We start from the raw sequence: 14895 nt of genomic DNA on the forward strand, positions 1-14895 counted from the left end.
TATTAACAACTTAAATCAGGACGATGTCGATACTTGTATATATCAGAAATGTTGGGGGACAACTCAAAAAACAAAGCCTTGAACTAACTGCTTATGCCAAAGCAATGGCCGATGCCTTAAACCTTGACGTGACAGGTTTGGTAATAGGTACCATCACTAATGATGAATTGAATAAATTAGGCAATTATGGCATGAGCCGTGTACTTAAAGCAGACGATGAAAAGTACAACCAGCGGGTGAACAGAGTTTATGCACGCATTGTGGAGCAAGCAGTCAAAGAGGTGGATGCCAAATACATTTTGTTTCCCGATAATGCGCAGGGAAAAGCCATTGCACCTCGCCTGTCGGTACGTTTAAAAGCCGGCTTTATTCCGCAGGTACTCGACTTGCCTTCATCCTATGCACCCTTCACTGTTAATAAGAGAGCCTTTACCGGAAAGGCCATTGCAACGGTCACAGCCCATACTGAGCGGGTTATTCTGATGCCCATGCTTAATAGTTTTGGATTACGGGAAAGTATCCAGGTGCTGGAGATAAAAAACTTCGAACCACATATTGATGAGCCTGACTCACGATTGGAGCTGGTTGGTAAGCAGTTGAGCGAAGAAGGTGTGCAGCTGGCAGATGCCGATATTGTTGTGAGTGGGGGACGGGGCATGCGCTCGTCTGAGAATTTTGCCATGCTGGAGGAACTGGCTGCCACGCTGGGAGCCGCAACTGCCTGTAGTCGACCTGTGGCCGATGATGGCTGGCGGCCGGCAGATGAACATGTGGGACAAACAGGTAAGATTATTGCGCCAAACATCTATTTTGCCATTGGCATATCCGGGGCTATACAGCATGTGGCCGGGGTGAGCGGTGCCAAGTGCATTGTGGGCATTAACTCCGACCCTGAAGCACCCATTTTTGAGGTGGCCGACTACGGTATGGTGGGCGATGCTTTTCAGATTGTTCCGGAACTGAACACCTTGTTCAAGAAGCATATTCACGAGAATAAGTAAACTTCTGCCTTCTGCCTAACGACTGACAAACTATTAGTATATGAATCAACTTGTTTTTACAATTATACTCATTGCCGCCATGGCGGTTTTGCTACGTTCATTCTGGCAGATACGAGCAAATTTTGCTCTTACCCGGGATGTAGCGTTCGACGGACAGGTGATGAAACGTCTGCGTTTAACCGCAAAAGTCGCTTTGGGACAAACCAAAATTCTGCGCAAGCCCTTCATTGGCCTGATGCATGCTCTTGTGTTCTGGGGTTTTATTGTGATTACTATCGGAAGCCTTGAGATGGTGATTGACGGGGTGTCAGGCTGGCATCGCTCACTAAGTATTCTGGGACCTTTATATACCTTGATAGCTGCCAGCGGCGATGTTTTTGCCTATGTGGTGCTGGCCGGCATTGTTCTGTTCCTGGCTCGTCGTCTGTTGATGCATATCCGGCGGTTCGAAGGCATTGAGCTGACCAAAGCCAATAAAACGGATGCCGCCATTGCCTTGGGTTTTATCATGCTGCTGATGCTGTCCTTGATTGGACTCAATATGACCGATTTGTATTTGCATGGCAATGAGTTGCCAGGCGCCTATCCGATATCTGCCTGGTTGTTGCCCTATTTCGATTTATCAACAGTTAATGCTGAAGTGATGTATAGGTTTTATTGGTGGTCGCACATTTTGCTCATCTTTATTTTTGCCAACTACCTGCCTTACTCCAAGCATTTTCATGTGTTCATGTCCTTGCCCAACGTGTTTTTCAGTAACCTGAATCCGTTGACCTATCTGCCTTCGATGCCTGAAGTACAAAAAGAGGTGGCGCTGATGCTAAGCAGTAATGCTTATGATGCTGCACCACCGGAACAAGCCCAGCGATTTGGGGTGAAGGATGTGGAGGACATCACCTGGAAAAATTACATGGATGCACTGACATGTACCCAATGTGGGCGTTGCACGGAGGTGTGCCCGGCAAATATTACAGGTAAACTATTGTCGCCCCGAAAACTGTTTGTAGATATCCGTGCCCGGATGGACGAGAAAAGTAAGAATGGCTCGGGTAAATTCCTGTTGGGCGATTACATCTCTAAGGAAGAGTTGTGGGCTTGCACCACCTGTAATGCCTGTGCACAGGAATGCCCTTTAAATATCAGTCATCCGAACCTGATAATGGATATGCGCCGTTATCTGGTGCTGGAAGAGGGCGCTGCACCGGATGAGCTTAACGCTATGTTTGCCAATATCGAAAATAACGGGGCACCCTGGAAGTATTCGGCCGAAGACCGCCTGAAATGGACGGAGGCCTAAAGCATTTTTAATCGTAAATCTCACAAATGACAAAGATAGATGTGCCAATAATGGCAGAAGTAAGTGCACAAGGGCATCAGCCTGAATACCTGTTTTGGGTGGGCTGTGCCGGTGCTTTTGATAAACGTTACCAGAAGGTGACGCGCGCCTTTGCGCAAATACTCAATGCGGCAAAGGTGGATTATGCCGTTTTAGGCACCGAAGAAACCTGTACAGGCGATCCGGCCAAACGGGCTGGTAACGAAATGCTCTTTCAGATGCAGGCCATGCAGGTCATTGAAACGCTCAATGGCTATGGCGTGAAAAAGGTTATTTGTACTTGTCCCCACTGTTTCAACATCATTAAAAACGAATACCCCGAACTGGGTGGCGACTACGAAGTCATCCATTATTCAGCGTTTATTAACCAGCTGGTGGACAGTGGTCAGATTCTGGTGAATCAGGAAGGCTTGAAGAATAAACGTATTACCTATCATGATCCTTGTTACCTCGGGCGTGGAAATGGGATATACGAAGCGCCGCGCAAAGTGATTAACCAGTTTAATATCGATTACCGGGAAATGAAACGAGCCAGAAGTTTTTCGCTGTGCTGCGGGGCTGGCGGGGCGCAAATGTTCAAAGAAGCCGAGAAGGGGCAAAAGGAAGTGTATGAAGAACGTACGGCCGATGTAATGGCTACAGGCGCCAATATTGTGGCTACGGCCTGTCCATTTTGCATGACCATGCTAAGCGATGGGATCAAATTTGCCAATAGGGAAGCGGAAGTAATTAATATGGATATTGCTGAGCTCATTGCTCAGAATCTCATGGAATAAAAGAGGAGGCGACTATGGAAACCATCTACCAATCAAAAAATAAGATCAGGATTGTAACGGCTACATCATTGTTTGATGGGCACGATGCGGCCATTAACATCATGCGTCGTATCATGCAGGCATCAGGAGCTGAAGTGATTCATCTGGGTCATAACCGTTCTGTTTTGGAGATTGTAGACTATGCCATACAGGAAGATGCGCAGGCCATTGCGGTCACGTCCTACCAAGGTGGCCATATGGAGTTTTTCAAGTACATGTTTGACCTCTTACACGAGAAAGGAGCTGGCCATATCCAACTGTTTGGTGGTGGTGGAGGTGTTATTCTCCCTCACGAGATTGAGGAGCTGCATCAATATGGCATTGCCGGTATCTATTCGCCGGATGATGGTCGTTCCTTGGGCTTGCAGGGCATGGTGAATCAATTGCTAAAGAAAGCTGATTTTAATCTAACCGAGATGAATGCAGTAGAACGCCTGCCTGCTTTCAGTGATACCCTGAGTCTGGCCAGGTGTTTTACCATGCTTGAGATGGGAGGTGCCCATGTGCAGATCATTCAATCGCTACTTTCGGATGTGGCTGATAATGTAACCATACCTGTTATTGGTATCACCGGAACTGGTGGCGCCGGTAAATCATCGTTGATTGATGAGCTGGTGCGTCGTTTACTGATTGATGCGCCCGCCATGCAAATAGCCATTGTATCCATCGACCCAAGCAAACGGAAGTCAGGTGGCGCTTTGTTGGGTGATCGCATTCGCATGAATAGCATCCACCACGAGAACGTATTTATGCGCTCCATGGCGACGCGTCAAACAGGACAGGCTATTGCGGCCCACCTGAAAGAAGGCGTGGAGCTGCTCAAAGCCGCTGGGGCCGATCTAATCATATTAGAAACTTCGGGCATTGGCCAGGGCGATTCACAGATTATTGATTACAGTAATGTGGCACTTTATGTGATGACGCCCGAATTTGGTGCGCCATCCCAGCTCGAGAAAATTGACATGCTGGATTTTGCTGATTTCGTAGTGATCAATAAATCAGACAAACAGGGGGCGGATGATGCTTTGCGTGATGTGAAGAAACAAGTGCAACGTAACAAACAACTATGGCACCAGCCAACTGATGAGATGCCAGTGTTTTTGAGTAATGCTTCCCATTGTTTTGATGCTGGTGTTAATCACTTTTACCGGGCTTTAACAGCTCAACTGGTGAAAGATTTTCCATCATTGGAAATTAGCTCAACGGATTTCAGCAGACGGGAATCTGGTTTACACACCATAATTCCTTCCAATCGCCGACGCTATTTGGCTGAGATTAGCGAAACGGTTCGAAACTATAACCAGGAGGCTGAAGAACAGGCTGATGTGGCCGGTAAGCTTTGGGCATTAAAGCAAAGCCTTAGTTTGATCAAGCAGGAAAGTGATGCTGTTCAAAACTTAGGTGAGACCATTGAGTACTGGGAGAATAAGCTGCATCCCGAAAATAAAGCTTTGATAGAACATTGGGATGAGTTAATACAGTCGTATAAACAGGAGGAATTTGTATTTAAACCACGGGATAAGGAGATACGTATTCAAACATTTACCCAATCTCTGTCGCACCTGAAGATTCCTAAAATTGCAGTGCCGAAGTATAGCAACTGGGCCGATATTTTAAGATGGCAGCTCAAAGAGAATTTTCCCGGGTTGTTCCCATTTGCGGCGGGCGTATTTCCATTCAGGCGCGAGTACGAAGACCCAACCCGCATGTTTGCGGGGGAGGGAAGTCCCGAGCGCACCAATAAGCGCTTCCATTATCTGTCGGCGGCTCAGCCGGCCCGACGATTGTCCACCGCCTTTGATTCGGTAACGCTCTACGGTGAAAATCCCGATGTGCGCCCCGACATCTATGGCAAAGTGGGGAACTCAGGTGTTTCTATTGCCACTCTGGATGATGTGAAGAAGCTCTATTCGGGCTTTGATTTATGTGCGCCTCTTACGTCGGTAAGCATGACGATTAACGGACCGGCTCCGGTACTGATGGCTTTCTTTTTAAATGCAGCCATCGACCAGCAGTGTGAACTATACTTAGAGGCACATCAGCCTGACTTGCAAACACCACATAAAGCCGATGTGCAATACAATGGCACCTTGCCGGAGGGTAATGATGGACTTGGGCTGAAGCTTTTGGGCATGTCGGGCAATCAGTTACTGGAAGCACATGAGTATGAGCAACTAAAAAATAAAGCCCTGAGAGCTGTTCGTGGTACAGTGCAGGCCGATATACTAAAAGAGGACCAGGCGCAGAATACCTGTATCTTCTCAGTGGATTTTTCACTGAAGATGATGGGCGATGTGCAGGAATACTTCATTAAAAACCAGGTGCGTAATTTCTATTCGGTGTCTATTTCGGGCTACCACATCGCTGAAGCCGGTGCCAACCCCGTGACGCAACTGGCTTTAACGCTGTCCAATGGTTTTACCTATGTGGAGTATTATTTGTCGCGAGGCATGCACATCAATGACTTTGCCCCCAATCTGTCTTTTTTCTTCTCCAATGGCATTGATCCTGAGTTTTCAGTCATTGGCCGGGTGGCTCGTTTGATATGGGCCAAAGCTATTAAGTATAAGTATGGTGGCAATGAAAAGTCGCAAAAACTAAAGTACCATATTCAAACTTCGGGTCGCTCATTGCATGCGCAGGAGATTGAGTTTAACGATATCCGCACGACCTTACAGGCCTTGTATGCCATTTACGATAACTGCAACTCATTGCACACCAATGCTTACGACGAGGCCATTACCACGCCAACAGAGGAGTCGGTGCGCAGAGCCATGGCCATTCAACTAATTATTAACCACGAGCTAGGGCTTAACAAAAACCAAAATTCCTTGCAGGGCTCTTTTATTATTGAGGAGTTGACCGAATTAGTGGAAGAAGCCGTTCTGTTGGAGTTTGAACGCATCAATGCACGCGGCGGCGTGTTGGGGGCGATGGAAACCAATTACCAGCGCAGTAAAATACAGGAAGAGTCCTTGCATTACGAACGGGTTAAAAATACTGGTGAACTGCCGCTAATTGGTGTGAACACCTATTTGTCGAAAAGTGGCTCGCCAACCATATTACCTCGCGAAGTGATACGTAGCAGCGAAGCGGAAAAGCAGCAGCAACTGGGTGCGCTTAATCAGTTTCATCAACATCATAAAGAGCAGGCAGGCCACTACCTTGAGAGACTGAAGCAAGTGGCACTCAATGATGGTAACATCTTTGAAGAACTGATGGACACAGTGAAGCATTGTTCATTGGGGCAGATAACGCAGGCTTTGTACGAGGTGGGTGGACAGTACCGGCGTAATATGTAGTCAGTTAAAAATCGGCTTTTGCTGTAAAGGATAGTTTTTCAAGTGTTGCCGGGTGGATGAATGTTATCGATTCAGCATGCAACATCAAGCGGGCCGATTTTTGACCATATAATGGATCGCCTACAATAGGTGTGTTCAGTCCCAGCTGATGCGCCGCATGAACACGCAGTTGATGCGTGCGCCCGGTTACAGGATAAAATTTTACTCTCGTGCGTCCGTTTTCTCTGTTGATAACTTCCCAATATGTTAAGCCCGATTTGCCATGATCGAAGCATACCACTTGTCGTGGCCGGTCATCTATATCAACACGCAATGGCAGATTGATTTCGCCTTTATCTTTTTCAACAATCCCATCCAACAGGGCGATGTATACCTTTTTAATGGTGTGTGTTAAAAACTGTTTTTGAAGATGCTCGTGCACCTTTTTACTTTTTGCGATCAACATTAGTCCTGAAGTGGCCATGTCCAAACGATGGACAATAAGGGGGCCGCCAGCTGTTGGGAAAAGTTGTTGTGCTTGTATTTGAACGGACTCACCTTGGTCTTTCCCGGGAACGGATAGTAAGCCGGCGGGTTTATTGATTACTGCCAGATGTTCGTCTTCAAAAATAACTGAAAGAGACAGATTTGTTTGGCCGTTGCTTGTTTCAATATTTAGTCCCTGCAGCATGAAGTTGAGGATGGGCTCACACTTGCTTTTACAGGCCGGGTAAAAGTAGTTGTGTTTTCGGATGGCTTTTTGTGGCGATGGTCCCCACCAGAATTCAACCATTGCAAGAGGTGTTAGTTGATGGTTAATGGCATACTGCAGCAACTTTGGCGCTGCGCAATCACCTGTTCCGGCAGGTGGTACTTTTGCATCGGTTTCGGCAAATAGCTGAGATGCACTTTGGTGTTGGCCCAAAAAGTTGTGGAAGAGATACCTATCGAAGAGCTCTTTTTGAACTCTGGCTGATTGTTTTTTTCGGAATCGCTTAAGTTTGGCTATCTCCTCTTGTTTTTCAGCAAGAGCACACTCTATTTCCAATTGTTCTTTTTTGAGTCGCTTCTTAAGCTTTGTGAAGTTGCTCTTTTCTGTCTGACTTTCTTTAATCAACGAGTCAAGAAGAAGTTTGTCGTTGGTGCCCATTCGTGTTTTGGCCCTTTCTTCTTTCGCTTTTTTAATGGCTGTTTTGGTATGCTGTAATTGCTGAGCCGAGCTTTGGATGTGCCTCTCTAACTGTTGTTTTAAGTTATTATACAAAGGGCTTCTTTCCAGCTGTTCAATTTCATCATTGAGTTTGTTCAGCTGTTCTTCTTCTTTCCTGAAAAAGCCATCTGGTTGGGTAATGTCGAATACTTGAGGTACAAATCGGACGCCTTCACAACGGTATTGTTCATTACCCGAATAGGCGGATAAATAGCCAATTTCCCCTCTTGCGTTTTGCGCTACCAAAATACCAAACATTTTACCCTTTTTCATTTCTTCGGGCTGAGGCAGGTGTTTTTCAAGCAGCATCTTGGCTTGAATGCAAAACGGATGAGCTTCGTAATCAAATGGATTAGTGAACAGTAAAGGTCGTTCAGAACCCTTGAGATCTGCGAGAGGAATGAAACACTGCATCTTAATTTACTGATTGGTATTTATTGAGCAAAGTAATTAAAAATAGTTTGAGCAGGCAATGGCTCAAACGGTATGCGTGCGCTTGTTGCTGCAGGTACAATAAAGATTAGAAGGATGAATATAAATAGCCTACTGTCGAGAAAATATGTTATTTTTGGTTACTTTTAATCAACACCATGCTTAACAAATATTTATTTTTTTTTGGCTTACTGCTTATTTGGCACCAGCCTATTTCTGCCCAAACGGATTCCTTGGCTTCTCAGCAGTGGATCGACCGGTTAAATGAACTGAACCGCATGGTGGGTGAAAACGTGGACAGCATCCAGGAATTAGCGCTTCAGCATTTTAAAAAATCACCTCTGAGCAAGAATGAGGCACATGCTTATTCTAACCTGTTTAATGCTGAAGTTTATTATTACACGCAAGAATTAGACAGTTCATTAAAAGCTTACCAAACAGCATTAGAGGCGTTTAAGGCTATTGAGGATTCATCTTACCAGGCCGTCCTCTATAATAACATTGGGTTGATTCACTACCTGAAAGCAAATTATGATAGCGCGTTAATCGCTTATAATCATTCGCTCAATCATGAACTAATGACAGGCAACAAAGAGGGCATTGCCCAGTCGTATCAAAACCTGGGAATAATCTATGGCAAATGGGAGCGGTATGATCAGGTTTATGAGTATTACAATAACGCACGCCAACTTTATGAGGAATTGGGAAACTATTCGGCTCTGGCTGATGTAACCAATAATGTGGCTGTGATTGCCGTAAGAATGGGCGATTATGATAAAGCTTTTTCGCATTACAAACAGGCTTACGATGCTTATAAAAAAAATGGGGATGAAAACAGGATGGCTACTGTCGCATCCAACCTCGGCCGGCTATTCTCAAACACGAATCAATATGAGCGGGCTGCAGAGTATTTTAATGTGGCATTGACTGATTTTGAGCGTTTAGACGATAAGATTGGGTTGGTGCATACCTATAGCATGCTTGGGGAAATGTACTTGAAGAAAGATGATATTGAAGATGCACTTATGGCTTACGAAAAAGCTGGTCATTATAACAGTATGATTGGTTTGCGGGAAATACAGCGCGATAATTTAGATGAGTTATATACCGTATACACACGCCTTGGTAAATATCAGCTAGCTAATCAGGTGCTCGAGCAGTCTTACGCACTTAAAGATTCTATTTATGATCAGCAACAGATAGATAAGCTCATTGAACTTGAGAAAAAGTATCATGCCGAGAAAGGGCAGAAGGAACTCATCCTTCTTCGAGCTAAAGAGGAACGAACACGGCTATATATGTGGGGACTCTCTTTGTTTTTTCTGCTGTTAACGGTTATTGCTCTTATTTGGGTGTATGTGTTAAAAATTAAGGAGAAACAAAGGCGTTTATCCTTAGAGCAAAAAGTACTAAGGACGCAGATGAATCCGCATTTTATTTTCAATTCATTATCAGCCTTGCAGTGCATAATATTGGAAAATAATAAAGAAGATGCTGTCGATTTTGTTGCAGATTTCTCTGGATTGATGCGGATGGTATTGCAATATGCAAAAGAAGAGCATATTACTTTAAAAAAGGAGAAAGAGATTCTGGACCGTTATATGAGTTTACAAAATCGTCGCTTTGATAATCAAATTAACTATCAAATTAATTTCGATGAGCACATTGAACTTGAAAATGTACTGGTTCCTCCAATGCTGACACAACCTTTTCTGGAAAATGCCATCGAACATGGCCAGCTGCACCACGAGGATAGCTATATACATGTTAGCTTAACCCGAAAGCAGGATGTACTCGAATTTTCAATAGAAGATAATGGCATTGGCATTCGAAATGCACTGGAAATTAGTCGGGCAAAAAAACGAAAACATAAGTCTTTGGCGCTGGGCTTGACCCGAGAACGCTTAAACTTGCTAAATGCTCGGGAACAGCGGGAGGATGTAACCCTGCAAATCGAAGATCTTTCAAAGTATGGGCTAAAAGGAACAAGAGTGGTATTTCAGGTACCATTTATGACGTTAAATTAGGGAACAATAGTTTAGTGTTTTTTCATTATGTAGAGTGTTTTCTTTTGTTAATTATCAGATTATTAATAAGTACATTTAGATTAGTATCTATAATTAAGTAATCATGGCTGATTGTCTATTAATTTCCTTAATCAATGAGGATTATTTTAGCAAATTTTTAAAATTAATCTTAGTGCGAACTATACATGGTCGAACAGTAAAAAACTTTATTATATTTGCGCCAATTTTGTATTATACTATGGAGCAGATACCATAATAAAAACGGGTGGGACTGAAAAACCTTACGAGTAAGATGATAAATTTTTAATCTAATTATGAAAAAAATCAAGAATTATGTTGCTTGTTTAGCCTGTACGGCATTATTGGCAAGCTGTACTATGACGTTACCAGTTGCAACAACTAGTAATCCAACAGGTTCAAAAGTTGGTGTTTCTAAAGCAACAGTTGTTTTAGGTTTATATTTCGGACAAGATGCAAGTATCGGAAAAGCTGCCAAGAATGGTGGTGTTACCAAAGTATCAACTGTAGATCAGAAGCACACTAATATATTGGGACTATTCCAAACTTTTGAAACAATTGTTACAGGAGAATAACATTTAAATGAAGCTGTCCAAATAGAGAATGTTATGTGATATTCTTTACGGACAGCTTCACTCATTATTATATTGTTTATGAAAAATGTACCTAAGTCTATTTGCCTCTTTATTGGGCTATTTTGTCTTTCAATTGGGTTAAGTGGGCAGGCAAAAGGAAAGTATTATCTCTCTTATTTAAGGGAGGAAGGAAGTATGCTTTATTTTATAAAACCAATAAGTTTTAGTGAGAAGGTTAATATGGATATTACTTTTGTTAAAGATAGTTTTGCAACTATTAACTTTTCAATTTTATCCGATTCAGGTGGTAGTAAGATTGATAGCCTATTTCTGGAAAATGAAAACTTTAGCTTTGGTTTAACTGATCATAAACTATTATTCGAAGAATTTGATAATAGAGCGTGGGAGGCTAGATATACTGCTGAATGTAAATATGAAGAACTGGTTAAAGTTTTTACCAATGATAGCTGGGGCTTGGTGATATTTACAAATGGTGTGCAGCGGTCCTATAAAATTAAATCAAAAAGCAAAAAGAATATTCACGTTATAAATCAGCGAGTATTTCTTGCAAATTAATTAGTCGGACTATGAGAGGCCTAATTACAATTCTTATTATTGGTTTTATTACGGCATGTAATGGCGGCAAAAGTAGCCAAAGACAAATCAAGAGCGGACTAATCGAGGTTGATGATCATTATTTGTGGAAGATAGATTCTATTGGAGGCTGGGAATATGTATCTATGGGTGAAATCCAAAATATTGAAGAGAGAGGGCAACAACTTATCAATGAATTAACAGAAGAGGAGGTTGAGGTAAGTCATGAGAATTTAGTCTTACTTAAAAAGGATGATTTTAATTCGTTAATTGTAACCCGTCAGTTGCATAGTTCCTTAGGTGGGCCGACTTATAATGTTGTTCAGGATAATATGTTTGAGGCAATTATTGAAACATATAAAGCACAGGAGATTAAATTTACTTACGAAGTTGGTGTTGATACCATTGGAGGTTTGGTTTTTAAGGCCCTGGAAACAGATATATATGCCTTTGAAAGCGATACGGTAATTTTGTCCCAAAAAATATGGGATAGGCTGTTTGACAACTATTCTTTTACAATCAACATTAATTACTCTAATAAGGAAGATGAAGAGTTGTTGAGAAGATTAGTGAATGAATCTTCATTTATCAAGATATAGTTTGCTATATAATAGCGTACTATAGATTGGTTGGAAGTTAATAATGCCCTGCGAGTAGTAGTTTATTTACGACCAAAATCTGCAGGTATTTCTCCCCAGTTTTTAGTATCCCATTTTAATATTTTCACCTTAATTGGGTTATTCTTCAACCATTCTTCAGCTCGCCTGACGAGTTCAAACAGGTCTTTGGTTTTAGGAGTCTCGGCAAGTTTTGATTTGCACTGCTTTTTCATCACCCAGCCAATAGCGATCTTGGAGTCGGAGTAGATAGGTAGATTCAGATTGTGCTTCTGTAAGTAGGAAATGCCATGCACCAAGGCAAGAAACTCACCAATATTATTGGTTCCCAGGCTGAATTTCTGATGAAAAAGTTGCCTGCCATCGTGGGTGTAAACTCCTTGATACTCCATTACACCGGGGTTGCCACTACAGGCCGCATCTACGGCAATACTATTTTTGATGATTGATTTAGTAGCTTGAAGTGATGGTTTGCTCACCGGTTTTGCTCCAGCCTGTTTGTTAATATATTCACCGTAACTTCGGCTAAAGGCCTCTTGTGCTTCCTTTAAACTGGCAAATCCCTTAAATTTAGCGGCAGGGTATCCTTTTATTTGTGCCTGACAATCGGGCCAGCTATTATAAATGCCTGGTTGAGCGCCCACCCAAACCACATAATACTTGTTTTTTGCCATGTTACTAAAAATTATTGCTCAGCAAATATACTGGTATCTTAGGGCTCAACAAAGTCCATTTCCTCTATTAGGTTATGCGCTTGTGCCATTTTATCGACCACCAAAAGCACATAACGGATATCGACACAAATACATTTTTGCAGATCGGTTTCAAAAGCCAGATCGCTCGTCATGGCTTCCCAGTTCCCATCAAACGCAAGACCAATCAGCTCCCCTTTGCCATTTATTACCGGACTGCCACTGTTCCCACCTGTAATATCATTATTGGTAAGAAAGCAAACAGGCATTTGTCCATTGGGCAGCTGATAATCTCCAAAGTCTTTGTTTTGGTAAAGTCTTTTTAGCTGTATTGGTACGTTGAAGTCAGTAAGCTCCTTGTTTTCCTTTTCAATAATGCCTTTAAGAGTTGTGAGGTATTTGTACTTAACCCCATCCTTAGGCTCATAATCACCAACAAAGCCATAGGATAGACGTAAGGTACTGTTAGCATCTGGATAAAAGGATTGCTGATGGCCTTGCGACATATAACCTTGCAGCAATAGCCGTTGCGAATCCTTAAATTGGATCAGTAATTTCTCGTGCACCTCAATAATCTGGTAAACATGCGACAGTACCTGGTAGGAAAATGCAATTGCAGGATCGCCAAAAAGGGTCTCTTCATCATTGGTTTTAAATAGCGCGAGTACCTTTTGGGGATTGGTGAATGCTGTTGTTTTAAATAATTCGGAGGTATAGCCCGAGGGATCATCCATGTATTTTTTACCTAGTAAAGATTCTGCGTTAGGACGTAAGCTTTCCGGAATGTTGTTCAGGTAATATTTCAACATTACTTCAAATACTTGTTGGTCCAAATGGGCATCGTAATCTTTATAGAGCGAATGAATAGTACTGAGTACTTCTGCTTTATGTTGTTTAAATGTAGGCTTTTCCCGATGTTCCTGTAACTCCATAAAGAGCGTGCTGATTTCAAGTGCAAAACCTACAAGCTCTGTACCCTGAAGCATGGTTTCTTCGGTAACAGTTTTGGCATGGGTTAGTTTTTTTCCAAGCATGTACGAGGCTTCAATCACCGGCAGTAGCTTACCATATTTGTCTTCAAGCAGCGAATCTTGCCCAATCCAGTTCTTGAAGGAAGCCTCCTTATCTTTCCGTTGGGCAATAACACCCAACTTTTCCATGGCTTTATTTTGTCCGATTGCATACTTCCAGTAATTGCTCGAGGATGAATACTTTGCTGCGTATTTGATATTTGTTGCCTCGGAGCGTTGCATGGCCTTGTCCCATATTGCTTGTTTGATGCCTCTTACTTCGGCCACAACAGGATTAACCACTTCTTTAATCTCTTTAACCCCAAAGGAGCTTAGGTAACGTTGCGTGTGTCCGGGGTAGCCAAGGGTCATCGTGAAATCCCCTTTTTGATAACCTTGTGTGCTTATTTGAAAATGCTTGCGGGGAGTGAAGGGAATATTGTTCGGGGAGTACTCAGCTGGCGAACCATCGGGCGCACAATATACTCTAAAGAAACTAAAATCTCCTGTATGTCTGGGCCACATCCAGTTATCTGTGTCGCCTCCAAATTTTCCAATAGAGGAGGGAGGAGTCCCAACGAGTCTTACATCTTTGTAGGTTTGAGTCAGAAACAAAATATAGGTATTGCCATAAAAGAATGACTTTACCCGGGCCTTGAGCTTAGTACGTTCATAAGCTTCTTGCTCAATGACTTCAATTAGACTGTCAACAGCCAGTTGGCGTTCAGAACCATTGAGAGTGTCTACAGCCTTGCCAATGCGAGTGCTTACATCGTGCGCTTCAATCAGCAGAGTAGCTGTTTTTCCCGGGTTTGGCAGCTCTTCCGATAATGATTTTGCCCAAAAACCATCTTCCAGGTAGTTGTGTTCGAGGCTGCTGTGCTGCTGTATTTCGTTATAGCCACAGTGGTGGTTGGTAAGCAGTAAGCCTTTGGAGCTAATAAACTCGCCGGTGCAGGCCCCATCATCCAACGAAACTACGGCATCTTTTAATGATGGTTGTGAGTGACTGTAAACGGATTCAAATGGGATGTGCAGCCCTTTTTGCTGCATGTTTTCTATTTGATTGTCGCTGAGTAAGAAAGGAAGCCACATGCCTTCATCAGCTTTAAGAGCAGATGAGAACAGCAGTGTTAGTATCGTGATAAATGTAATGCGCATTGAATTTGCTAGCTTTTTATTCGGGTGGGACGAAACTACAAGATTATACGTGGGATTACTATGACTTGCTTATGTTTTAAATAATTTTAACAAAAAAGGGCTGCCGTTATGGTTCGGCAGCCCTTT

11 protein-coding genes are annotated in these 14895 nt (G+C 42.9%); 8 read left to right on the plus strand and 3 right to left on the minus strand.

The features are described from left to right. The first annotated feature begins 23 nt into the window (after positions 1-23). The 4 genes from ACSX1H_RS10775 to ACSX1H_RS10790 are packed head-to-tail and all read left to right on the plus strand — an operon-like array spanning position 24 to position 6454. Complete coding sequence (locus ACSX1H_RS10775) at positions 24-1001, plus strand: electron transfer flavoprotein subunit alpha/FixB family protein (protein WP_439183877.1); 978 nt, start codon at positions 24-26, stop codon at positions 999-1001. A gap of 40 nt (positions 1002-1041) precedes the next feature. Next, positions 1042-2298, plus strand: a complete 1257-nt coding sequence (locus tag ACSX1H_RS10780; RefSeq protein ID WP_439183878.1) for a 4Fe-4S dicluster domain-containing protein — start codon at positions 1042-1044, stop codon at positions 2296-2298. Between the two features lie 26 nt (positions 2299-2324). Continuing rightward, positions 2325-3113 (plus strand): (Fe-S)-binding protein, encoded by a 789-nt coding sequence (locus tag ACSX1H_RS10785; RefSeq protein ID WP_439183879.1) that lies wholly within the window; start codon positions 2325-2327, stop codon positions 3111-3113. A 14-nt stretch (positions 3114-3127) separates the two neighbouring features. Then, positions 3128-6454, plus strand: coding sequence for a methylmalonyl-CoA mutase family protein (locus ACSX1H_RS10790; RefSeq protein ID WP_439183880.1), 3327 nt, complete (start codon positions 3128-3130; stop codon positions 6452-6454). 4 nt (positions 6455-6458) lie between these two features. Here the strand turns inward: ACSX1H_RS10790 and ACSX1H_RS10795 are convergent, their stop codons facing one another. Beyond that, positions 6459-8057, minus strand: coding sequence for an RluA family pseudouridine synthase (locus tag ACSX1H_RS10795; protein WP_439183881.1), 1599 nt, complete (start codon positions 8055-8057; stop codon positions 6459-6461). A 176-nt stretch (positions 8058-8233) separates the two neighbouring features. On the opposite strand from ACSX1H_RS10795, the gene ACSX1H_RS10800 reads away from it, so the two are divergent. The 4 genes from ACSX1H_RS10800 to ACSX1H_RS10815 all read left to right on the plus strand — a co-directional run bounded on the left by ACSX1H_RS10800 (position 8234) and on the right by ACSX1H_RS10815 (position 11888). Further along, positions 8234-10102 (plus strand): tetratricopeptide repeat-containing sensor histidine kinase, encoded by a 1869-nt coding sequence (locus tag ACSX1H_RS10800; RefSeq protein WP_439183882.1) that lies wholly within the window; start codon positions 8234-8236, stop codon positions 10100-10102. A gap of 314 nt (positions 10103-10416) precedes the next feature. Continuing rightward, positions 10417-10695 (plus strand): TRL-like family protein, encoded by a 279-nt coding sequence (locus ACSX1H_RS10805; protein WP_439183883.1) that lies wholly within the window; start codon positions 10417-10419, stop codon positions 10693-10695. 78 nt (positions 10696-10773) lie between these two features. Next, positions 10774-11271, plus strand: coding sequence for a hypothetical protein (locus tag ACSX1H_RS10810; RefSeq protein WP_439183884.1), 498 nt, complete (start codon positions 10774-10776; stop codon positions 11269-11271). A gap of 11 nt (positions 11272-11282) precedes the next feature. Then, complete coding sequence (locus ACSX1H_RS10815) at positions 11283-11888, plus strand: hypothetical protein (RefSeq protein ID WP_439183885.1); 606 nt, start codon at positions 11283-11285, stop codon at positions 11886-11888. A gap of 62 nt (positions 11889-11950) precedes the next feature. Here ACSX1H_RS10815 and ACSX1H_RS10820 read toward each other — a convergent pair whose 3' ends face one another. Then, positions 11951-12580 (minus strand): ribonuclease H1 domain-containing protein, encoded by a 630-nt coding sequence (locus ACSX1H_RS10820; protein WP_439183886.1) that lies wholly within the window; start codon positions 12578-12580, stop codon positions 11951-11953. Between the two features lie 38 nt (positions 12581-12618). Then, on the minus strand, positions 12619-14769 hold the full coding sequence (locus tag ACSX1H_RS10825; protein ID WP_439183887.1) for a S46 family peptidase: 2151 nt from the start codon (positions 14767-14769) through the stop codon (positions 12619-12621). Positions 14770-14895 lie beyond the last annotated feature (126 nt).

This window comes from Carboxylicivirga taeanensis (genome assembly GCF_051851475.1).
Lineage (GTDB): Bacteria > Bacteroidota > Bacteroidia > Bacteroidales > Marinilabiliaceae > Carboxylicivirga > Carboxylicivirga taeanensis.

What these genes read in the sequence shown, in the direction of transcription:
- ACSX1H_RS10775 (WP_439183877.1), top strand. Translation starts at nt 24, where the DNA reads ATGTCGATACTTGTATATATCAGAAATGTTGGGGGACAACTCAAAAAA.
- ACSX1H_RS10780 (WP_439183878.1), top strand. Translation starts at nt 1,042, where the DNA reads ATGAATCAACTTGTTTTTACAATTATACTCATTGCCGCCATGGCGGTT.
- ACSX1H_RS10785 (WP_439183879.1), top strand. Translation starts at nt 2,325, where the DNA reads ATGACAAAGATAGATGTGCCAATAATGGCAGAAGTAAGTGCACAAGGG.
- ACSX1H_RS10790 (WP_439183880.1), top strand. Translation starts at nt 3,128, where the DNA reads ATGGAAACCATCTACCAATCAAAAAATAAGATCAGGATTGTAACGGCT.
- ACSX1H_RS10795 (WP_439183881.1), bottom strand. Translation starts at nt 8,057, where the DNA reads ATGCAGTGTTTCATTCCTCTCGCAGATCTCAAGGGTTCTGAACGACCT.
- ACSX1H_RS10800 (WP_439183882.1), top strand. Translation starts at nt 8,234, where the DNA reads ATGCTTAACAAATATTTATTTTTTTTTGGCTTACTGCTTATTTGGCAC.
- ACSX1H_RS10805 (WP_439183883.1), top strand. Translation starts at nt 10,417, where the DNA reads ATGAAAAAAATCAAGAATTATGTTGCTTGTTTAGCCTGTACGGCATTA.
- ACSX1H_RS10810 (WP_439183884.1), top strand. Translation starts at nt 10,774, where the DNA reads ATGAAAAATGTACCTAAGTCTATTTGCCTCTTTATTGGGCTATTTTGT.
- ACSX1H_RS10815 (WP_439183885.1), top strand. Translation starts at nt 11,283, where the DNA reads ATGAGAGGCCTAATTACAATTCTTATTATTGGTTTTATTACGGCATGT.
- ACSX1H_RS10820 (WP_439183886.1), bottom strand. Translation starts at nt 12,580, where the DNA reads ATGGCAAAAAACAAGTATTATGTGGTTTGGGTGGGCGCTCAACCAGGC.
- ACSX1H_RS10825 (WP_439183887.1), bottom strand. Translation starts at nt 14,769, where the DNA reads ATGCGCATTACATTTATCACGATACTAACACTGCTGTTCTCATCTGCT.